The following is a 21,985-nucleotide window of genomic DNA, read 5'->3' as shown; positions in this document are numbered from 1 at the left end:
TACTGCTGCTTAACGCAATTTGAGCGTGGACAAACCGAACAGGCACAACATCAACGTGATGATCCAGAAACGCACGACCACCTGCGTTTCCTTCCAGCCCGACAATTCGAAATGGTGATGCAGCGGTGCCATCTTGAAGAACCGCCGCCCTTCGCCGTAACGGCGCTTCGTGTATTTGAACCACGTGACCTGCAACATCACCGACAGCGTTTCCGCGACGAAAATGCCGCCCATGATGAACAGCACGATTTCCTGACGCACGATCACCGCGACCGTGCCGAGCGCGCCGCCGAGCGCGAGCGCGCCGACGTCGCCCATGAACATCTGCGCCGGGTGCGTGTTGAACCAAAGAAACGCAAGACCCGCGCCGCCCATCGCCGAACAGAAGATCAGCAATTCGCCCGCGCCGGGGATGTGCGGGAACAGCAGGTATTTCGAGTAGACCGAGCTGCCCATCACGTACGCGAACACGCCGAGCGACGCGCCGACCAGCACGACCGGCATGATCACGAGGCCGTCGAGGCCGTCGGTCAAATTCACCGCGTTGCTCGCGCCGACGATCACCAGATACGTCAACACGATGAAGCCCCACACGCCGAGCGGATAGGTCATCGACTTGAAGAACGGCAACAGCAGGTCGGCGCGCGCGGGCAGGCCCATCGACAGACCGCTGCGCACCCACGCCATGAACAGGTCGAACACGCGCACGTTGCTCGCCTCGGACACGCTGAACGCGAGATAAACCGCCGCGAACAGGCCGATCACCGATTGCCAGAAATACTTCTCGCGCGACGACATGCCGCGTGGGTCCTTGTAGACGACCTTGCGGTAATCGTCGACCCAGCCGATCACGCCGAAGCCGAACGTGACGAGCATCACGATCCAGATGAAGCGGTTGGTCAGATCGGCCCACAGCAGCGTGGCCACGGCGATGCCGAGCAGGATCAGCACGCCGCCCATCGTCGGCGTGCCCGATTTGACGAGGTGAGTTTGCGGTCCGTCCTTGCGAACGGCCTGGCCGACCTTCATCGCGGTCAGCTTGCGAATGACCGCCGGGCCGCAGACGAGCCCGATCAACAACGCGGTGATGGTCGCCATCACCGCGCGAAACGTCAGATAACTGAACACGCGCAAGAAGCTTGCGTCATTCTGCAGCCATTGCGCCAGCGCCAGTAGCATGCCTGGATCCTTCTATTTCAATGTGCAGCGGGCGTCGTGCCCGCGGCGTTGGGTTGTGGACTCGTAACGGCGTCCACCACGCGCTCCATCTGCATGAAGCGCGAGCCTTTCACGAGAAGCGTTGCGGCAGCGCCGAAGCCGGCCTGCTGCAGTTGCCCGACCAGTGCGCCGACATCGGCGACGTGGTGCGCGCCCGCGCCGTATGCGGTGCAGGCGTCGCGCGAGGCGTCGCCCATCGCATACAGCGCGTCGATACCGCTCTCTTTCGCATACGCGCCGATTTCGCGGTGAAACGTCGGGCCGTTGTCGCCGACTTCGCCCATGTCGCCCATCACGAGCACACGCGGCGATTCACGTGACGCGAGCACGTCGATCGCGGCGCGCATCGAATCGGGATTCGCGTTGTAGGTGTCGTCGATCACGGTTGCGCCCGCGAGCGTGCCGAGCACGGCCTGCTTGACCTGCAGACGGCCCTTCACCGCGCCGAACGATTCGAGGCCGCGCTGGATCGCGTCGAGCGACACGCCCGCTGCCAACGCCGCCGAGGCCGCCGCGAGCGCGTTGTGCGCGTTGTGATTGCCGAGCACCTGCAGCGTGACGTCGAGATGGCCTTGCGGCGTGTCGATATTCAAACGCTTGCCGTCGAACCTGCCCTTCACCGCGGCTTCGGTCGTGCGCTCCGCGCTGTTCAACGCGAAATCGATGATGCGACTGCCGGTCGCGGCGACGCGCCAGATGCTCGCGTATGCGTCGTCGGCGGGGAATACCGCCGTGCCTTCCGGCGACAGCACGTGAATCACGCTCGCGTGTTCGAGCGCGACCGCCTCGACGGTCGCCATGAATTCCTGGTGCTCGCGCTGCGCGTTGTTGACGACGGCAACCGTCGGCTCGGCAAGCTTCGCGAGCTGTTCAGTTTCGCCCGGATGGTTCATGCCGAGTTCGACCACCGCGAGCCGATGCGCGGCATGCAGACGGAAAAGCGTGAGCGGAAGGCCGATGTCGTTGTTGAAATTGCCCGCGGTCGCGAGACGCGCATCCGCGCCGACCGCGGCCGCGAAGATCGAGGCGATCATTTCCTTGACCGTGGTCTTGCCGTTGCTGCCCGTGACCGCGACGAGCGGCAGGTCGAACTGACGACGCCAGCCGCGCGCGAGCGCGCCGAGCGCTTCGCGCGTATCGGCGACGCGGATCGCGGGCACGCTCCAGCTATCCGGCGTGCGCGCGACGAGCACCGCCGCGACGTTGCGCTCGGCCACTTGCGGCAGGAAGTCGTGCGCGTCGAAACGGTCGCCCTTGATCGCGATGAACAGATCGCCGGGGCCGGCGCTGCGGCTGTCGGTCGACACGCGCTCGAAGCGCACGCTGTCGTCGCCGGTGACGCTCGCGCCGGGGATCTGCGCGGCGGCTGCACGTAGCGAGAACATGTTCATTCGCCACCTCCGCGTGTTTGTGTGGCGCGCGCGGCGAGTGCGAGGCGGGCGTGGTCCTGATCGGAGAAAGCGCGTTTCTTGCCCATGATTTCCTGTGTGGCTTCGTGCCCCTTGCCGGCCAGCACGATCACGTCTTCGCGCGCGGCGCCGCGGATTGCCTGCAGGATCGCGCTCGCGCGGTCCTCGATGCGGCGCGCCTTCGACGCTTCCTGCATGCCCGCGGCAATTTGCTCGATGATCGCGAGCGGATCCTCGCTGCGCGGGTTGTCGCTCGTCACGACGACGTCGTCCGCCAGCCGCTCGGCGATCGCGCCCATCAGCGGACGCTTGGTCGCATCGCGGTCGCCGCCGCAGCCGAACATGCAGACGAGTTCGCCGCCGCGCGCGGTCGCGATCGGCCGCAGTGCTTCGAGCGTCTTTTCGAGCGCATCGGGTGTGTGCGCGTAGTCGATCACGACGAGTGGCTCGTCGTTCTGCAGACGGCCGCCCAGACGCTGCATGCGGCCGTTCACCGGTTCGAGCTTCGCGAGTTCGGCGAGCGCCGCGTCGAACGGCACGTCGGCGGCGAGCAGCACGCCGAGCACCGCGAGCAGATTGCCGACATTGAAGAGGCCGAGCGTTTGCACTTCGACTTCGGCGTTGCCCCAGTCCGAGGTGCTCAGATGAAACGCGGTGCCGGTAGCGGTGGCACGCACGTTCGATGCAGTGAGCCACGCGTCGGCTTGCGGTGTGCCGTCAGCGTTGGCGTCGCCATGCTCGCCCTCGATGCCATACGCGATCGTGCGCGCGTGACTACGCGTGCTCGCGAGCAAACGCCGGCCGGCGGCATCGTCGCGATTGATCACGGCCGCGCGCAGCTCGGGCCAAGCGAACAGACGCACCTTGGCGGCTTCATAGGCCTCGAACGTGCCGTGATAGTCGAGATGGTCCTGCGTCAGGTTCGTGAACACCGCGATGTCGAAAGCGGTGCCGTTCACGCGCCCCTGGTGCAGCGCATGCGACGACACTTCCATCGCCACCGCCTGCGCGCCCGCGTCGCGCAATTGCGCGAGGCTGCGTTGCAATTGCGGTGCGTCGGGCGTCGTGAAGCCGGTGTGCACGAGTTGGCCGACGAGCCCTGTGCCGAGCGTGCCGACGATCGCGCAGCGCATGCCGCGCGCGGACAGCGCCGCGGCGACCCACTGGCTGCACGAGGTCTTGCCGTTCGTGCCGGTGATGCCGACCGCGAGCATCGCGTCGCTCGGATCGCGATACCACGCGCTCGCGATCGTGCCGGCGAGTTCGTTCAACGCCGGCACCGCATGTGCGGCGGCCGTGTCGAGCGTGCCGCTGAAACCTTCGGGTTGCACGAGCACGGCGGCCGCACCGCGCTTGATGGCCGCGTCGATGAATGCGCGGTTGTCCGCGCCATCGACCGCGTACGCGAAGAACGCGTCGCCGGCCGCGAGCGAGCGCGTGTCGGCGTGCAGATGCGCGCCTGGCTGCACGTGCGCGTGCAGCCAGGCGAGGGCGTCGGCGATCTGCCGGTGCGCTGGATGTTGCTCGCGCAGCGCGCTCATCGCTCGACTCCTGGATGATTTTTCGGGGTGGCGGAAATGGTCATCTTCTTCACGCCGGGGCTCGCCGACAGCTTCTTCACCACGGGCGGCGTGGCAGGCGCGCCGGGCGCGGGCGGCGCCGAATCGTCGGACACGACCATCTGCTTGACGGGCATGTCGGGCGGCACGTTCAGCGCGCGCAGCGTATCCCCGGCGATGCCCGAAAACACCGGGCCCGACACCTGGCCGCCGAAGTGGCTACCGGCCGTCGGCTCGTCGACCGACACCGCAACGACGATGCGCGGATTCGGCATCGGCGCCATACCGACGAACGAGGCGCGATATTTGGAGTGGTCGTAGCCGTGCGGACCGTGCTTGTATGCGGTACCGCTCTTGCCGCCGACGCGATAGCCGGGCACCGCCGCATCCGGCGACGTGCCTTGCGGCGACACCACGGTTTCGAGCATCGCGCGCACTTCACGCGCGGTGGTCGGCGAGAAGATCTGCGGACCGGTGGCCGGCGGGTCGCCCGGCGTGTGGAAAATCGTCACCGGCATGATTTCGCCGTCGTGCGCGATCGCGGTGTACGCGCGGCCGAGCTGGAACAGCGACACCGACAGGCCATAGCCGTACGACATCGTCGCCTGCTCGATACGGCGCCAGCTCTTCCACGGACGCAGACGGCCCGCCGCCGCGCCCGGAAAGCCGACCTTCGGTGCCTGGCCGAGACCGATGCTGGTGTACATGTTCCACATCTCTTCGGGCCGCAACTGCATCGCGATTTTGGTCGCGCCGATGTTGCTCGACTTCTGGATCACGCCGCCGACCGTCAGCACGCCGAAGCCGCTGTCGTCGGTAATCGGCGCGCCGTCGAGTACGAAGTGGCCGTTGCCCGTATCTACCAGTGTAGTCGGCGTCACCCGGTGCAGATCGAGCGCGAGCGACACCGTGAACGGCTTCATGATCGAACCCGGCTCGAACGTGTCGGTCAGGATGCGGTTGCGCAACTGGTCGCCGGTCAGGTGCGAGCGGTCGTTCGGGTTGTAGGTCGGGTAATTGACGAGCGCGAGCACTTCGCCGGTGCGCACGTCGATCACCATCGCCGCGCCGGCCTTCGCCTTGAATTTCTCGACGGCCGCTTTCAGGTTCGTATAGGCGATGTACTGGATCTTGCTGTCGATCGACAGATCGACGTCCTTGCCGTTGTGCGGCACGACCTGTTCGTCGACGTCCTCGATGATGTGGCCCATCCGGTCCTTGATCACGCGACGGCTGCCCGACATGCCCGCGAGCAGCTTCTGGTCGCCGAGCTCGACGCCTTCCTGGCCCTCGTCCTCGACGTTCGTGAAGCCGATCAGGTGAGCGGTGATCTCGCCTTCCGGATAGAAGCGCTTGTACTCGTCGCGCGAGTAAATGCCGGGGATGTCGAGCGCCGCGACTTTTTCTGCGACGTCGACCGGCACCTGGCGCTTCACGTAGACGAAGGTCTTGTCTTCCGACAGCTTCGAGCGCAATTCCCTAGTGGTCATGCCGAGCAGTTTGCCGAGCGCGTCGAGCTTGTCGGCGCCGAGGTCGTCGGGCACCGATTCGGGAATCGCCCAGATTGCGCGCACCGGCAGACTCGTGGCGAGCACGAGACCGTTGCGGTCGAGAATCTTGCCGCGCGTGGCCGGCATGTCGATGCGGCGCTGATAGCGGATCTCGCCCTGCTTCAGATAGAACGCGTTGCCCGGGCCCTGAATCCAGAACGCGCGCGCGGCGAGCGCGACGAACGCCATGAACAGCAGGAACACGACGAGCTTCGAGCGCCACATCGGCAGGCGCACCGACAGAATCGGATTGGCCGAAAACGCAACGCTCTTGTGGGCCGACGATTTTTTCATCGCGTGGCTCCGCGACGGGTCGCGACCGGCGCCGAGGCCGGCGCGGAAGTCGGAATGGGTGCGTCGATCGCCGTCGCGGCGCCCGGTGCGAGCGTCAGGTACTGGGTGCGGCCGGTGGTGACCGATTGCATCTTCAGCGAGGCGGTGGCGAGCTGCTCGATGCGCGACGTTTTGGACAGCGCGCTCTGCTGATATTGAAGCTGCGAATAGTCCTGCTGCAGCTGACGCTCCTGCGACTGCGCGCGCTGCAGCTGAATAAAGATCTGACGCTGCTGATTGGTCGCGTTGACGACCGACAAGGCACAACCCATCACGATGATCAGCAGGAAAATATTGAGGCGGTTCATGGCGCGATCCGCTCCGCCACCCGCATCACGGCAGAACGGGCGCGCGGGTTGCCGGCGACCTCAGCGTCGCTCGCGAAGACGCGGCCGATGATCTTGAGCGGAGGGCTCGGCAGGTCGACCGCGCGGATCGGCAGACGGCGATCCACCGCCGGCGCGCTCGCGTGCGCCTGCATGAATCGCTTGACGATCCGGTCCTCGAGCGAATGAAAGCTGATGACCACCAGCCGCCCCCCTTGCTCCAACAACGACAACGCTGCGTCTAGAACGACTTGCAGCTCCGCAAGCTCTTGATTGACGTGAATCCGTATAGCCTGAAAGGTGCGGGTTGCCGGGTCCTTGCCCTTCTCACGGGTTTTGACGACGTTAGCCACGATTTGGGCAAGCTCGCCCGTGCTGACGAGAGGCCCAAGACGGTCGGACTCTGCCCGGCGAGCAACAAGCGCCTTTGCAATCTGAAAAGCAAACCGTTCTTCCCCATAATCTCGTATCACCTCCGTCAATTCCTGCACCGTGGCCCGCGCGAGCCAGTCAGCGGCGGACTCGCCGCGCGTCGGGTCCATCCGCATGTCGAGCGGGCCGTCGGCGCGGAAGCTGAAGCCCCGCTCCGGATCGTCGACTTGCGGCGACGACACGCCCAGATCCAGCAACACCCCCGACACACGCCCTACCCCGCGCTCCGCCATCGCGGCGCGCAGTGAAGCAAAACTCTCGTGGACGATGGCAAAGCGCGGATCGGCGATCTTCTGCGCCGTCGCGATCGCGAGCGGATCTTTATCGAACGCGATCAGCCGCCCTGCTTCACCGAGCCGTTCCAGCACGAGGCGGCTATGGCCGCCACGGCCGAACGTGCCGTCCACATACGTGCCGTCGGCGCGCGTGACCAGCGCATCGACCGCTTCGTTCAACAGCACCGTGCGATGCTGCAATTCGTTTCCCATCGCAGAAGCCATATAAATGAGCCGCGATCAGAACGTGAAATCTTTCAACGCGTCGGGCATGCCCTCGGCGATCGCCGCCTGTTCCTTCGCGGCGTAGATCTGTGCATCCCACAGCTCGAAATGGCGGCCCATGCCGAGCAAGGTCACTTCTTTCTCCAGCGAGCCAGCCGCTCGCAACTCCGGCGACACGAGCACACGGCCTGCGCCGTCCATATCCACATCCATTGCATTGCCGAGAAAAATGCGTTTCCACCAGGCGGCGTTCATGGGCAGCTTGTCGACCTTGTCACGGAAGATTTCCCATTCGGGGCGCGGAAAGAGCAACAGGCAGCCGTCCGGGTGCTTGGTGATCGTCACCCGGCCCTCTGCCTGTGTTTGCAGCGCATCCCGATAACGAGAGGGAATCGACATCCGCCCTTTCGCATCGAGCGTCAGCGCCGACGCCCCTTGGAACACTTCGCTCTCCCCTATTGCGGCGCTGTTTGCGCCGCCCGCCCGGTCCGTGAAAATCTACCCGAAAGTGGTGCCGAGAACACACAAAAATACACTTTCTCACACTGTCTCCCACTTTAGAGGAACGCTAAACACGGGTCAAGGGAGCGCCGCGCTTTTCGAGCGGATTTTGTTTGCTAGAACAAGGACTTAGCGCGACTCCTTCACGTCCAGCATAAAACAGAAAACCGTTATAAATGAAAGGGCTAGTGCAACTTGTGAAGGTGATACGTGAAAAGTGCGAGGAAACAGCGCGAATTGAAAGAGATCGTCAAGGGATTCTGAAAGGGAAAAAAGCGGCGTCGCCCGGACCGACGACGAACGGGGCCCGCGGCGCCGTCTCGCTTGCGAAAATGCGTTCAGCGATGGCTGAGGCGATACGTGCGGTGCTCCGGTTAGCGAAGCGAAGCGGGTGAAACGCTCATATGTAATAGGCGGTGCGCGTCATCACCTTCGACATCGCACGCATCAACGCGCGTGCAGGAAACGGCAACTCGATGCCGCCCGCGTCCATCGCGGCCTTGCCGTGCTGCGCTTCATCGACGCGCATCTGCTCGACGATCGCGCGCGATTCATGGTCCGCGGCGGGGAGCTGATCGAGATGACTGTCGAGATGCTGCTCGACCTGGCGCTCCGTTTCGGCCATGAAGCCAAGACTCACGCGATCGCCGAGACGCCCCGCGGCGAGACCGATCGCGAGCGCGCCGGTGTACCACAGCGGATTGAGCAGACTCGGACGCGAGTCGAGCGCCTGGAGGCGTTTGGCGGTCCACGCCAGATGATCCTCTTCTTCCGACGCGGCGTGATCGAACATGGCGCGCAATGAAGGTGAGTCGGTGGCGAGTTTCTGCGCTTGGTAAAGCGCCTGCGCGCACACTTCGCCGACGTGGTTCACACGCATCAAACCCGCCGCATGCGCGCGCTCCGCGGGCGAGAGTTCGGGAGCTTCGGCCGTCGCCGCGCAAGCCTGCGGAAGCGGCAGCGGACGGCTCATCCGCGAGACCCCCGTCAGTGAGCGTAAACCCCGATCAAACTCGCCAATCAACTCGTCCAGCAACATAAAGCGCTCCCTGATTCGATAACCGCCGCATCGTTCCGGAAGGTCCGTGCGACAAGGCCTCGCGACGCGAAACCGGTGGCCCGACAGGCACCAATCCGCATGAAATGGGCGGTTAATTTGCGATTCTAGACCATGTTGCGTAAACGAAACAGCGGCCTTCCGGAGCGACTCCTTTTTCTTTGTTCCATGTATGCCTTTTGTTACATTACGTGGCAACTTCTCGCGAAGTTGGACAGCAAGGCCTTCAGCACCAACTAAATATTTCGCCTTGTACAAAAGATTCGTATTCCTTGGAGATCATTCGATGAAAAAGTCGCTTCTCGCTCTCGCAGCACTGGGCGCATTCGCAGGCGTCGCTCATGCGCAGAGCAGCGTGACCCTGTACGGCATCGTTGACGTTGGTATCAACATGAACACCAACTCGGGCGGTAAGCATCTGTACAACATGTCCAGCGGCGTCCTGCAAGGCTCGCGTTTCGGCCTGCGTGGCACTGAAGATCTGGGCGGCGGTCTGAAGGCCCTGTTCGTGTTGGAAAACGGCTTTGACGTGACCAACGGCAAGCTCGGTCAAGGCGGCCTGATGTTCGGTCGTCAGGCATATGTCGGTCTGTCGAGCCAGTTCGGCACGGTCACGCTGGGTCGTCAGTACGACTCCGTCGTCGACTACGTGGGTCCGTTCGAATCGGGTGATCAGTGGGGCGGCTACATCGCCGCTCACCCGGGCGATATCGACAACTTCAACAACGCGTATCGCACCAACAACACGGTCAAGTTCACCAGCAACAACTACAACGGCCTGACGTTCGGCGGCACGTATAGCTTCGGCGGCGTCGCCGGTGACTTCACGCACAACCAGATCTGGTCGTTGGGCGCTGGCTATAACAACGGTCCGCTGCAATTGGGCTTGGGTTATTTGAACGCGCGTACGCCGGCAGCTTCGGGCGGTCTGTTCAACAACGGCGGCACGATCGCAACGAATACGCCGGCCGTGGGTACTACTGCAGCTAACTTCGCAGTCACGACCCCGATCTACGCAGGCTTCGCATCGGCCAACACGTACCAGGTCGTCGGCGCGGGCGGTGCATACACGTTCGGCGCGGCAACCATCGGCCTGACGTATTCGAACATCCAGTTCGGCAACCTCGGCAAGACGTTCGCGTCGCCGTTCACTGGCCAGAAGGCAACGTTCAACAACGGCGAAATCAACTTCAAGTATCAGTTGACCCCGGCACTGCTGGTCGGCGCAGCGTATGACTACACGCGCGGCACGCAGATCGAAGGCAACTCGCGTGCTCAGTACCACCAAGGCGCGCTGGGCGTGGACTACTTCCTGTCCAAGCGTACCGACGTTTACCTGGTCGGCGTGTACCAGCACGCTTTGGGCGACACGGTCAACGCAACGGGTCAGGTGGTCGCAGCAACGGCAGGCATCAACGGCCTGACCGGTTCGACGAGCAGCAACCAGTTCACGGCTCGCATCGGTATCCGTCACAAGTTCTAATAAGTCGTAAAAAAACGCAGTTTGTCTCAAAGGCGCCTTCGGGCGCCTTTTTTTATGCGCGGATTTTTGTACGGGCAACAAAAAGCCCGGCGCACTTTCGTGCGCCGGGCTTTTGTTTTTCGCTCGCTTAAGCCCTGCCGTCGCGCAACTCGCGGCGCAGGATCTTGCCGACATTGCTCTTCGGCAACTCGGTGCGGAATTCGACGACCTTCGGCCGCTTGTAGCCGGTCAGTTGCGTTTTGCAGTATGCGAAGATCTGTTCGTCGGTCAGCGACGGATCCTTTTTCACGACGAACAGCTTCACTGCCTCGCCGGAATGCTGATCCGGTACACCCACCGCCGCGACTTCGAACACACCCGGCAGCTTTGCGACGACGTCCTCGACTTCGTTCGGATACACGTTGAAGCCGGACACCAGAATCATGTCCTTCTTGCGATCGACGATCTTCACAAAGCCGTCCGCGCCCATGATGCCGACGTCGCCTGATTTAAAGAAGCCGTCCGCCGTCATCACCTTGGCGGTTTCGTCGGGCCTGTTCCAGTAGCCCGCCATCACCTGCGGGCCGCGGATGCAGATCTCGCCGGACTGGCCGGGCGGCACTTCGTTGCCTTCGTCGTCGCGGATCGAGACTTCGGTCGACGGCAGCGGCAGGCCGATCGTGCCGTTGTATTCGGTGGCGGTGACGGGATTGCAGGTCACGCACGGCGACGTTTCCGACAGCCCGTAGCCCTCGACGATCGGCGTGCGCGTCAGCTCGAACCAGCGCTTCGCGACCGCCTCCTGCACCGCCATGCCGCCGCCGTTCGCGGTCAGCAGCTTCGAGAAGTCGAGCTTGTGGAAGTCGGGGCTGTTCAACATCGCGTTGTAGAGCGTGTTGACCGCGGGAATCGTCGTGATCGCATACCCCTCGAGCGACTTGATCATGCCGGGGATATCGCGCGGATTCGGAATCAGCACGCCGAGACCGCCGGTGCGGATCGTCAGCAGCCCGCACACGGTCAGCGCGAACACGTGATACAGCGGCAACGCGACGACCGTAATGAACTGATCGATATCCGTGCGGTTCGCGCGCACCGGATTGAGCCAGACCTCCGACTGCAGCACGTTCGCGATCAGGTTCCGGTGCAGCAGCGTCGCGCCCTTGGCCACGCCGGTGGTGCCGCCAGTGTATTGCAGGAACGCGATATCGTCGGGCCCCTGCTGGACCGGCTTGAACGTCAGACGTGCGCCCTCCGAGACCGTGTCGTTGAACTTGACGTGCCCAGCCAGGCTCCACGCCGGCACCATCTTCTTGACCTTGCGCACGACGAAGTTCACGAGCGGGCCTTTGATGCCCATCAGGTCGCCCATCGCCGCGACGACCACATGCTTGACCGGCGTATTGCGCACGATTGCCTGCAAGGTCCCCGCGAAATTCTCGAGCAGAATGATCGCCTCAGTGCCGCTGTCCTTCAGTTGGTGCTCGAGTTCGCGCGGCGTGTACAGCGGATTCACATTCACGACCACATAGCCCGCGCGCAGAATCGCGGCGAGCGCGACTGGATACTGCAGCACGTTCGGCATCATGATCGCGACACGCGAGCCGCGCGTGAGCCCTTTCGACTGCAGCCACGCTGCAAGATTGCGCGAAAGCTCGTCGAGTTCACCGTAGCTGATCTGCTTGCCCATGCACACGAACGCCGGCTTTGCGCGGTGTTCGCGAAAGGCTTCCTCGAGCAACTCGGCCACCGACGAATAGCGTGTCGGCTCGATCTCTGCTGGAACGCCGGGCGGATAAGATTTCAGCCAGATTTTCTCCATGCAGCGTCTCCTGAATTATTTTCGAATGGTCGTGCTAAAAACGCATCGTAGCATGGGCATATTGCGGCCAATGGGCAAAGCGATGAGGTTAGACGGCAGCCTCGAACTTGCGAGGCTGGGCGCCAGCTTCAATTTGCGGCGCGGCTTTCAGGCCCGCTCGACGTCGACGAGACAGTCGTAAAACGTCGCCGAACCGCCGAGATCGGTGAGTGCCTGGCTCGTCAACTGGTTCGCGTTGCGGCCGTCCGGCGCGAGCTTCTTCCACCAGATCGACAACCCGACGACCAGGCCTTCGCGCGCCCGGTCGGTCACGCGGGCACGCGCTTGCATCGAGCCGCGGTCGTTGAAGATGCGCACCTGATCGCCGTCGCCGATGCCGCGCGCGTGCGCGTCGGCAGGGTGGATGTCCAGGTGCGGCTCGCCTTCCGTCGCGCGCAGACTCTCGATGTTCACGAAGGTGCTGTTCAGGAAGTTGCGCGCGGGCGGTGAAATCATCGCGAGCGGATAGCGGGCCGCCAGTTCGGGCGCGCCGTCGGCCGATTCGTAGGGTGGCAGGTAGTCCGGCAGCGGGTCGAGGCCCTGTTGCGCAAGGCGCTCGCTGTAGAACTCGCACTTGCCGGATGGCGTGCGAAAACCACCGTCGGCAAATGGCGCATCAGGCACATTGAGACGGGCCCAGCCGGCTTGCTTCAGCATCGGCCAGTCGACACCGTCCAGCGTCTTGTCGTCCCAGCGAAATGCGGCTTGCGCGACGGCTTCGTCGCTGTCGAAGAGCGCCGGTTCCGTCATGCCCATGCGGCGCGCGAGGCTGCGGAAGATCTCGGTATTCGGCCGTGCGTCGCCGAACGGCGCGATGGCGGGCAGGTTGACCATCACGTGCGTGTGACCGTACGACTTGTGCACGTCGAGATGCTCGAGCTGCGTCGTGGCAGGCAACAGCAGGTCGGCATAATCCGCGGTGTCGGTCTGGAAATGCTCGAGCACGATCGTGAACAGATCCTCGCGCCCAAAACCCGCCGCGACGCGCTCGGAGTCCGGTGCGACCGCGACCGGATTCGAGTTGTAGACCACGATCGCCTCGACCTTGGGGCCGAACGTCGCGTCGCCCGGATGCAGCAACGCGTCGCCGATCGCATTCATATTGATCACGCGGCTCGGCTTCGACGGCCAACCGGGCATCAGGTCGGGACGCTGCAACGCGTGCGAGTCGACCGGTGCCCAACCGCTCGACGACAGCAGCGCCCCGCCCGCGCGCTCGCGCCATGCGCCGGTCAGCGACGGCAGACACGCGATTGCGCGCACTGCATTGCCGCCGCCACGCACCCGCTGCAGACCGTAGTTCAAGCGAATCGCGGCTTTCCGCGTGCTGGCGTAAAGTCGCGCAAGATCGGCGATTTCCTCTTCTTCGACGCTACAAATTTCACTAACCCGAGACAATGGATAGCTGAGCGCACGCACCTTCAAGTCGGCGAAGCCCAGCGTGTGCGCCGCAATGTACTCGTGATCGAGCAGATTCTCGGTAATCAGGACGTTCATGATGCCGAGCGCGAGAGCGCCGTCTGTGCCTGGCTTTAGCGCGATGTGTTGATGGCATTTCTCCGCGGTCAGCGAGCGATACGGATCGATTGCGATCAGCCGGGCGCCGCGACGTTTGGCTTCCTGCGCGCGCGTCCAGAAATGCAGATTCGATGCGATCGGATTCGCTCCCCAGATCAGGATCACCTCGCTCTCGGCGAAAAACTCGGTGTGCATACCGATGCCGGCGCCGTACGTGTATTTGAGGCCGGCAGCGCCGGCCGCCGCGCAAATCGCGCGATCCAGCTGCGATGCGCCGAGCTTGTGGAAAAAGCGTTGCGCGATGCTATCGCCCTGCACCAAGCCCATCGTGCCCGCGTAGCTGTAAGGCAGAATCGCTTCCGGCGCGCGACGGACAATCTCGCCGAGGCGGCTTGCGGCAAGGTCGAACGCTTCGTCCCAGTTGATTGGCTCGAAACGGCCCTCGCCCTTGCGGCCGACACGCTTCATGGGCGTCGTCAATCGGTTCGGATGGTATACACGCTCCGCGTAACGACTGACCTTCGTGCACAGCACGCCCTGAGTCGGCGGATGGTCGGGATCGCCGGCGACCTTGATCGCCCGTCCATTGTCGATGGTCACGCGCATCGCGCAGGTGTCGGGGCAATCGTGCGGGCACACGGCGCGCGCGAATTCGGTCGGGGCGTTCATCGGCAATGTGTCCTGGCGAGCAGTAAGCGGTCGCGCAAAGTGGAATTTTATTACGTCTATAGGCCGCCGACCTCGGCGGCGCCACCAAAAATGCCTTCGGCGTAGAATGAATCATCCGCAGTGCCCGGGCCGACGTGGTCCGCGGCGATCTCATGCTCGTCAAGCACAAACGCATAATCACTCCATCATGAAACTCATCCCCGAAATTCAGGCCGCTCGCGGCGAAATCCAGACCCTTCGACGAACCATCCATGCCCACCCGGAGCTGCGCTACGAAGAGACGGCGACTGCTGATCTCGTCGCGCGTTCGCTCGAGTCCTGGGGCATCGAGACCCACCGTGGTTTCGGCAAGACGGGCGTGGTCGGCGTATTGAAACGAGGTAACGGCTCGCGCGCGATTGGTCTGCGAGCCGACATGGACGCGCTGCCGATCCAGGAGCTCAACAGCTTCGATCATCGGTCGACGAACGACGGCAAGATGCATGCGTGCGGGCACGACGGACATACGGCGATGCTGCTCGGTGCCGCGCACTACCTGGCCAAACATGGTGCTTTCGACGGCACGATCGTGTTCATTTTCCAGCCGGCTGAAGAAGGCGGCGCCGGCGCGAAGGCTATGATGGACGACGGCTTGTTCAACAAATTCCCCGTGGACGCCGTGTTTGGCATTCACAACTGGCCGGGCATGCCGGCGGGCCACTTCGGCGTGACCGAAGGCCCGATCATGGCGTCGAGCAATGAATTTCGCATCGAAATCAAGGGCGTCGGCTCGCATGCAGCGCTACCGCACAATGGCCGTGATCCGGTCTTTGCGGCGGTGCAAATTGCCAACGGGCTGCAAAGCATCATCACGCGAAACAAAAAGCCGCTGGATACTGCGGTATTGTCGATAACGCAGATACATGCGGGCGATGCGGTCAATGTAGTACCGGACGACGCATGGATCGCGGGGACCGTTCGGACCTTCACTACAGAAACGCTCGACCTGATCGAGTCACGCATGCGCAAGATCGCGCACAGTACAGCCGAAGCATACGATTGCTCCGTTCAGATCCAATTCCACCGGAACTATCCCCCGACGATCAACAGCAGCGAGGAAGCGCGTTTTGCGGCGTCGGTCATGAAAGAGATCGTTGGCGCGGAAAATGTCGATGACGCGGTTGAACCGACCATGGGTGCCGAAGATTTTTCGTTCATGCTGCTGGCGAAACCGGGTTGCTATGCGTTTTTGGGCAACGGCGATGGCGGCCACCGCGAGGCGGGCCACGGCGCGGGCCCTTGTATGCTGCACAACGCGAGTTATGACTTTAACGACGAGTTGTTGCCGGTGGGATCGACGTATTGGGTCCGACTGGCGCAGAAGTTTCTGGCGCAAGGGAAGTAGAGAGTTGATGGAGCGGCCCCCTGAATCGCCGGACACAGTTTCCCACTTAAAATAGCGGGAAGGCATATGACTGTGTTTTTGACTAACAACAAACAAGAAGTGATGGAAGTGTTGATGGGACCGGAACGCCGGCGGCGGTGGTCAGCGGAAGAGAAGTTGGCGATGGTGAGAGAGAGTTTCGAGCCGGGCAAGTCGGTCTCGATGGTTGCACGCCAGCACGGCGTGAATCCGAACCAGCTGTTTCACTGGGCGCAAGCTGTATCAGGATGGCAGCCTGTCGGCTGTCAGTGCCGGCGAGGAAGTCGTACCAGCGTCGGAGCTGAGCGATGCGCTGAAGCAAATCAGGAAACTCCAGCGACTGCTCAGCAAAAAGACAATGGAGAACGAGATTCTCCGTGAGGCGGTGGAGGTGGCGAAGTCGCGAAAATGGATTGCGCGCTCCCCCTCATTGCCGGGGGCCGGCCCACGCCAGGAAGACGGACGATGCCGGGCTGGTCGAAGAAATACGGCTGACCGTCACTGACCTGCCGAGCTATGGTTATCGCCGGGTCTGGGGTATATTGCGTCGGCAGCGGGAGAACCAGTTGAAGAGCGTTGAGGCGGGCGGAGGTGTCGCTTGCTTCAATGCTGTTTGTTAATTTTGGCCGCGTAAACGCAAAAACCCCACCGCGGCGGGTGGGGTTTCTGACTGGGGGGAGCCTGACGATTACCTACTTTCACACGGGCAATCCGCACTATCATCGGCGTGGAGTCGTTTCACGGTCCTGTTCGGGATGGGAAGGGGTGGGGCCGACTCGCTATGGTCATCAGGCATGACGGGTTGCTGCGTCGCAGGGCTGGAGTCAACCGGTTGCGCCACAGCCAATCGGGAAGAAGCGTAAAGGATTCGAGTGTGGGGGGTTGTGTTGTTTCTGGCACAACACTGAATCCCAACCGTGCGTTTCTGTTGGCTCCCGCGGGAGTTCACACCAATCCCCTTCGGGGATCGGACCCGCGTAAGTGCTGAAGCACTACCGCGGGTCGAGACACACCTGTTATAGGATCAAGCCTTACGGGCAATTAGTATCAGTTAGCTCAGTACATTACTGTACGTGCACACCTGACCTATCAACGTCCTGGTCTTGAACGACCCTTCAAGGGGCTCGAAGCCCCGGGGATATCTCATCTTAAGGCGAGTTTCCCGCTTAGATGCTTTCAGCGGTTATCTCTTCCGAACATAGCTACCCGGCGATGCCACTGGCGTGACAACCGGTACACCAGAGGTTCGTCCACTCCGGTCCTCTCGTACTAGGAGCAGCCCCCTTCAAATATCCAGCGCCCACGGCAGATAGGGACCAAACTGTCTCACGACGTTTTAAACCCAGCTCACGTACCTCTTTAAATGGCGAACAGCCATACCCTTGGGACCGGCTACAGCCCCAGGATGAGATGAGCCGACATCGAGGTGCCAAACACCGCCGTCGATATGAACTCTTGGGCGGTATCAGCCTGTTATCCCCAGAGTACCTTTTATCCGTTGAGCGATGGCCCTTCCATACAGAACCACCGGATCACTATGACCTGCTTTCGCACCTGTTCGACTTGTCAGTCTCACAGTCAAGCACGCTTATGCCATTGCACTATCAGCACGATTTCCGACCGTACCTAGCGTACCTTCGTACTCCTCCGTTACACTTTGGGAGGAGACCGCCCCAGTCAAACTGCCTACCATGCACTGTCCCCGACCCGGATCACGGGCCAAGGTTAGAACCTCAAACAGATCAGGGTGGTATTTCAAGGACGGCTCCATTGAGACTGGCGTCCCAACTTCATAGCCTCCCACCTATCCTACACAGACCGGTTCAAAGTCCAATGCAAAGCTGCAGTAAAGGTTCATGGGGTCTTTCCGTCTAGCCGCGGGGAGATTGCATCATCACAAACACTTCAACTTCGCTGAGTCTCGGGAGGAGACAGTGTGGCCATCGTTACGCCATTCGTGCAGGTCGGAACTTACCCGACAAGGAATTTCGCTACCTTAGGACCGTTATAGTTACGGCCGCCGTTTACCGGGACTTCAATCAGGAGCTTGCACCCCATCATTTAATCTTCCGGCACCGGGCAGGCGTCACACCCTATACGTCCACTTTCGTGTTTGCAGAGTGCTGTGTTTTTATTAAACAGTCGCAGCCACCAGTTTATTGCAACCCTTTCACCCTTCTGGCGCAGGCCAGTCAGGCTATGAGGGCGTACCTTATCCCGAAGTTACGGTACCAATTTGCCGAGTTCCTTCTCCCGAGTTCTCTCAAGCGCCTTAGAATACTCATCTCGCCCACCTGTGTCGGTTTGCGGTACGGTCACTGTGAAACTGAAGCTTAGAGGCTTTTCCTGGAACCCCTTCCAGTTGCTTCGCCACCGAAGTGGCTCGCCTCGCACCCTTGAATTCTGCGCCCGGATTTGCCAAAGCGCCTTCTCCAATGCAAGGACCGGGACTTCCAACACCCGGACAACCTTCCGCGATCCGTCCCCCCATCGCATTTCACAATGGTGCAGAAATATTAATCTGCTTCCCATCAGCTACGCATTTCTGCCTCGCCTTAGGGGCCGACTCACCCTACGCCGATGAACGTTGCGTAGGAAACCTTGGGCTTACGGCGAGGGGGCCTTTCACCCCCTTTATCGCTACTCATGTCAGCATTCGCACTTCCGATACCTCCAGCACACTTTCCAGTGCACCTTCGCAGGCTTACGGAACGCTCTCCTACCATGCACATTACTGTGCATCCGCAGCTTCGGTATATGGCTTAGCCCCGTTACATCTTCCGCGCAGGACGACTCGATCAGTGAGCTATTACGCTTTCTTTAAAGGGTGGCTGCTTCTAAGCCAACCTCCTGACTGTTTTAGCCTTCCCACTTCGTTTCCCACTTAGCCATATTTGGGGACCTTAGCTGGCGGTCTGGGTTGTTTCCCTCTTGACACCGGACGTTAGCACCCGATGTCTGTCTCCCGTGATTGCACTCTTCGGTATTCGGAGTTTGCTATGGCGTAGTAATCCGCAATGGACCCCACAACCATGACAGTGCTCTACCCCCGAAGGTGAGACACGAGGCACTACCTAAATAGTTTTCGGAGAGAACCAGCTATTTCCAGGTTTGTTTAGCCTTTCACCCCTATCCACAGCTCATCCCCTAACTTTTCAACGTTAGTGGGTTCGGTCCTCCAGCACGTGTTACCGTGCCTTCAACCTGGCCATGGATAGATCACCTGGTTTCGGGTCTACACCCAGCGACTGGACGCCCTGTTCGGACTCGCTTTCGCTACGCCTGCCCTAATCGGTTAAGCTCGCCACTGAATGTAAGTCGCTGACCCATTATACAAAAGGTACGCCGTCACCCCTTCGCAGAGGCTCCGACTGTTTGTATGCATGCGGTTTCAGGATCTGTTTCACTCCCCTCCCGGGGTTCTTTTCGCCTTTCCCTCACGGTACTGGTTCACTATCGGTCGATCACGAGTATTTAGCCTTGGAGGATGGTCCCCCCATCTTCAGACAGGATTTCACGTGTCCCGCCCTACTTCTCGTACACCCAGTTCTTCCATGCTGTTTTCGTCTACAGGGCTATCACCTGCTATGGCCGCACTTTCCAGAGCGTTCGACTAACAATACAGATAACGTGTACCGGCTGATCCCATTTCGCTCGCCACTACTCTGGGAATCTCGGTTGATTTCTTTTCCTGCGGTTACTTAGATGTTTCAGTTCACCGCGTTCGCCTCACGCAGCCTATGGATTCAGCTACGGATACTCCATTAGGAGTGGGTTTCCCCATTCGGACATCTCCGGATCAATGCTCGTTTGCCAGCTCCCCGGAGCTTTTCGCAGGCTACCGCGTCCTTCATCGCCTGTGATCGCCAAGGCATCCACCACATGCACTTGTTCGCTTGACCCTATAACGGGTGTGTCTCTGTGTCGACCCACGTTAGCGCTTTAGCGCTTACGTGGGCCCCATCCCCGGAGGGGATAGACGCACTCGCTACAGGTTGAGTATTCGTGTTGCGCCGTATTCCAAAGCAATCTTTCGATCACCTTTAAAATACATCGATACAATCACAACCCTGATTCACCTACTCACACACCCATCTCCAGGTATGCTTTCGTGAATCTCTTTACTACTTCTTCCTGATTGTTAAAGAACGGCAGCCGGTATGAAGCCTGTGCCTCATACCGCTCTGACTGGCTCAATCGCCAATGCGCAACGCTCTGCCTTCATGCAGAACCCTGCGCATTGAGGATTGGTGGAGGATGACGGGATCGAACCGACGACCCCCTGCTTGCAAAGCAGGTGCTCTCCCAGCTGAGCTAATCCCCCAGTCCCACAGATAGTCCAGCGGCCCCAGCCCTTCAGCTCACCAGACAAGACACTGGTGGGTCTGGATGGATTCGAACCATCGACCCCCGCCTTATCAAGACGGTGCTCTAACCGGCTGAGCTACAGACCCCTGAGCCTGCCTGCGTTGCTTCTAACCACAGCCGATAAGCGTGAGCACTTGAGTGCAATGAATGCACAGCTCTGGAAAGGAGGTGATCCAGCCGCACCTTCCGATACGGCTACCTTGTTACGACTTCACCCCAGTCATGAATCCTACCGTGGTGACCGTCCTCCTTGCGGTTAGACTAGCCACTTCTGGTAAAACCCACTCCCATGGTGTGACGGGCGGTGTGTACAAGACCCGGGAACGTATTCACCGCGGCATGCTGATCCGCGATTACTAGCGATTCCAGCTTCACGCACCCGAGTTGCAGAGTGCGATCCGGACTACGATCGGTTTTCTGGGATTGGCTCCACCTCGCGGCTTGGCAACCCTCTGTTCCGACCATTGTATGACGTGTGAAGCCCTACCCATAAGGGCCATGAGGACTTGACGTCATCCCCACCTTCCTCCGGTTTGTCACCGGCAGTCTCCCTGGAGTGCTCTTGCGTAGCAACTAGGGACAAGGGTTGCGCTCGTTGCGGGACTTAACCCAACATCTCACGACACGAGCTGACGACAGCCATGCAGCACCTGTGTTATGGCTCCCTTTCGGGCACTCCCGCCTCTCGGCAGGATTCCATACATGTCAAGGGTAGGTAAGGTTTTTCGCGTTGCATCGAATTAATCCACATCATCCACCGCTTGTGCGGGTCCCCGTCAATTCCTTTGAGTTTTAATCTTGCGACCGTACTCCCCAGGCGGTCAACTTCACGCGTTAGCTACGTTACCAAGCCAATGAAGGCCCGACAACCAGTTGACATCGTTTAGGGCGTGGACTACCAGGGTATCTAATCCTGTTTGCTCCCCACGCTTTCGTGCATGAGCGTCAGTATTGGCCCAGGGGGCTGCCTTCGCCATCGGTGTTCCTCCACATCTCTACGCATTTCACTGCTACACGTGGAATTCCACCCCCCTCTGCCATACTCCAGCGCTGCAGTCACCAATGCAGTTCCCAGGTTAAGCCCGGGGATTTCACATCGGTCTTACAGCACCGCCTGCGCACGCTTTACGCCCAGTAATTCCGATTAACGCTCGCACCCTACGTATTACCGCGGCTGCTGGCACGTAGTTAGCCGGTGCTTATTCTTCCGGTACCGTCATCCCTCACGGATATTAGCCACGAGGTTTTCTTTCCGGACAAAAGTGCTTTACAACCCGAAGGCCTTCTTCACACACGCGGCATTGCTGGATCAGGCTTGCGCCCATTGTCCAAAATTCCCCACTGCTGCCTCCCGTAGGAGTCTGGGCCGTGTCTCAGTCCCAGTGTGGCTGGTCGTCCTCTCAGACCAGCTACAGATCGTCGGCTTGGTAGGCCTTTACCCCACCAACTACCTAATCTGCCATCGGCCGCCCCTGCAGCGCGAGGTCCCGAAAGATCCCCCGCTTTCCTCTCCCGAGCGTATGCGGTATTAATCCGGCTTTCGCCGGGCTATCCCCCACTCCAGGACACGTTCCGATGTATTACTCACCCGTTCGCCACTCGCCACCAGACCGAAGTCCGTGCTGCCGTTCGACTTGCATGTGTAAGGCATGCCGCCAGCGTTCAATCTGAGCCAGGATCAAACTCTTCAGTTCAAACCTGTTACTGTGTTCGGGCTCTCTCGAACCCGGTCGCTCACTCAACGTACTGACGATGATTGATCCGTCTTTCGACAGACAAACCTTCCTCCAATACTGTGTGAGGCTTCTGATACTTCTGCC

At 61.0% G+C, this 21,985-nt stretch carries 12 protein-coding genes, 2 tRNA genes, 3 rRNA genes and 1 pseudogene; 3 read left to right on the top strand and 15 right to left on the bottom strand.

The window, feature by feature from the left end:
* Positions 1-9: 9 nt before the first annotated feature.
* The 8 genes from mraY to coq7 all read right to left on the bottom strand — a co-directional run bounded on the left by mraY (position 10) and on the right by coq7 (position 8,867).
* Positions 10-1,179, bottom strand: a complete 1,170-nt coding sequence (gene mraY, locus OKW35_RS28890) for a phospho-N-acetylmuramoyl-pentapeptide-transferase (protein WP_184066915.1) — start codon at positions 1,177-1,179, stop codon at positions 10-12.
* A gap of 17 nt (positions 1,180-1,196) precedes the next feature.
* A complete protein-coding gene (locus tag OKW35_RS28885; RefSeq protein WP_429553884.1) occupies positions 1,197-2,609 on the bottom strand; it encodes a UDP-N-acetylmuramoyl-tripeptide--D-alanyl-D-alanine ligase in 1,413 nt (470 codons plus the stop codon).
* A complete protein-coding gene (locus tag OKW35_RS28880) occupies positions 2,606-4,168 on the bottom strand; it encodes a UDP-N-acetylmuramoyl-L-alanyl-D-glutamate--2,6-diaminopimelate ligase (protein ID WP_429553883.1) in 1,563 nt (520 codons plus the stop codon). Before OKW35_RS28880 ends, OKW35_RS28885 begins: the two co-directional genes overlap by 4 nt.
* Positions 4,165-6,030, bottom strand: coding sequence for a peptidoglycan D,D-transpeptidase FtsI family protein (locus tag OKW35_RS28875; RefSeq protein WP_429553882.1), 1,866 nt, complete (start codon positions 6,028-6,030; stop codon positions 4,165-4,167). Before OKW35_RS28875 ends, OKW35_RS28880 begins: the two co-directional genes overlap by 4 nt.
* Positions 6,027-6,377, bottom strand: a complete 351-nt coding sequence (gene ftsL, locus OKW35_RS28870) for a cell division protein FtsL (RefSeq protein ID WP_090801975.1) — start codon at positions 6,375-6,377, stop codon at positions 6,027-6,029. The genes OKW35_RS28875 and ftsL overlap by 4 nt, the downstream gene beginning before the upstream one ends.
* Positions 6,374-7,327, bottom strand: a complete 954-nt coding sequence (gene rsmH / locus OKW35_RS28865; RefSeq protein ID WP_184058589.1) for a 16S rRNA (cytosine(1402)-N(4))-methyltransferase RsmH — start codon at positions 7,325-7,327, stop codon at positions 6,374-6,376. Before rsmH ends, ftsL begins: the two co-directional genes overlap by 4 nt.
* A gap of 15 nt (positions 7,328-7,342) precedes the next feature.
* Positions 7,343-7,771, bottom strand: a complete 429-nt coding sequence (gene mraZ, locus OKW35_RS28860; RefSeq protein ID WP_013090620.1) for a division/cell wall cluster transcriptional repressor MraZ — start codon at positions 7,769-7,771, stop codon at positions 7,343-7,345.
* Between the two features lie 457 nt (positions 7,772-8,228).
* The gene (gene coq7 / locus OKW35_RS28855; RefSeq protein WP_429490280.1) at positions 8,229-8,867 is read right to left on the bottom strand and encodes a 2-polyprenyl-3-methyl-6-methoxy-1,4-benzoquinone monooxygenase; all 639 of its coding nucleotides are present in this window, start codon (positions 8,865-8,867) and stop codon (positions 8,229-8,231) included.
* 304 nt (positions 8,868-9,171) lie between these two features.
* Here coq7 and OKW35_RS28850 point away from each other — a divergent pair, with 304 nt between their 5' ends.
* Positions 9,172-10,368, top strand: coding sequence for a porin (locus OKW35_RS28850; protein ID WP_184058591.1), 1,197 nt, complete (start codon positions 9,172-9,174; stop codon positions 10,366-10,368).
* 127 nt (positions 10,369-10,495) lie between these two features.
* Here OKW35_RS28850 and OKW35_RS28845 read toward each other — a convergent pair whose 3' ends face one another.
* Together OKW35_RS28845 and OKW35_RS28840 are read right to left on the bottom strand one after the other, a co-directional pair.
* A complete protein-coding gene (locus OKW35_RS28845) occupies positions 10,496-12,169 on the bottom strand; it encodes a long-chain fatty acid--CoA ligase (RefSeq protein WP_429408232.1) in 1,674 nt (557 codons plus the stop codon).
* 147 nt (positions 12,170-12,316) lie between these two features.
* Entirely contained in the window at positions 12,317-14,395 is a 2,079-nt protein-coding gene (locus OKW35_RS28840) for a molybdopterin-containing oxidoreductase family protein (RefSeq protein WP_429553881.1), read from the bottom strand.
* Between the two features lie 187 nt (positions 14,396-14,582).
* On the opposite strand from OKW35_RS28840, the gene OKW35_RS28835 reads away from it, so the two are divergent.
* Together OKW35_RS28835 and OKW35_RS28830 are read left to right on the top strand one after the other, a co-directional pair.
* Complete coding sequence (locus OKW35_RS28835; protein WP_184022853.1) at positions 14,583-15,779, top strand: M20 aminoacylase family protein; 1,197 nt, start codon at positions 14,583-14,585, stop codon at positions 15,777-15,779.
* A 102-nt stretch (positions 15,780-15,881) separates the two neighbouring features.
* Positions 15,882-16,357, top strand: a pseudogene (locus OKW35_RS28830) (transposase); the annotation flags it as partial.
* A 119-nt stretch (positions 16,358-16,476) separates the two neighbouring features.
* On the opposite strand, the gene rrf reads toward OKW35_RS28830, so the two are convergent.
* The 5 genes from rrf to OKW35_RS28805 form a co-directional block, all read right to left on the bottom strand.
* A 5S ribosomal RNA gene (rrf, locus tag OKW35_RS28825) occupies positions 16,477-16,590 on the bottom strand.
* Between the two features lie 227 nt (positions 16,591-16,817).
* A 23S ribosomal RNA gene (locus OKW35_RS28820) occupies positions 16,818-19,699 on the bottom strand.
* A 346-nt stretch (positions 19,700-20,045) separates the two neighbouring features.
* Positions 20,046-20,121, bottom strand: a tRNA-Ala gene (locus tag OKW35_RS28815).
* A gap of 53 nt (positions 20,122-20,174) precedes the next feature.
* A tRNA-Ile gene (locus OKW35_RS28810) sits at positions 20,175-20,251 on the bottom strand.
* Positions 20,252-20,326: 75 nt separating this feature from the next.
* Positions 20,327-21,859: ribosomal RNA gene (locus tag OKW35_RS28805) — 16S ribosomal RNA — on the bottom strand.
* The 16S, 23S and 5S rRNA genes sit together here with 2 tRNA genes alongside, the layout of an rRNA operon.
* Positions 21,860-21,985 lie beyond the last annotated feature (126 nt).

Origin of the sequence: Paraburkholderia sp. MM5477-R1 (assembly GCF_050436385.1) — a bacterium.
In the GTDB taxonomy this organism is placed as follows: Bacteria; Pseudomonadota; Gammaproteobacteria; order Burkholderiales; family Burkholderiaceae; genus Paraburkholderia; species Paraburkholderia tuberum.
The sequence above is the reverse complement of the archived record's forward strand: the minus strand, read 5'-3'. Positions and strand labels throughout refer to the sequence as shown.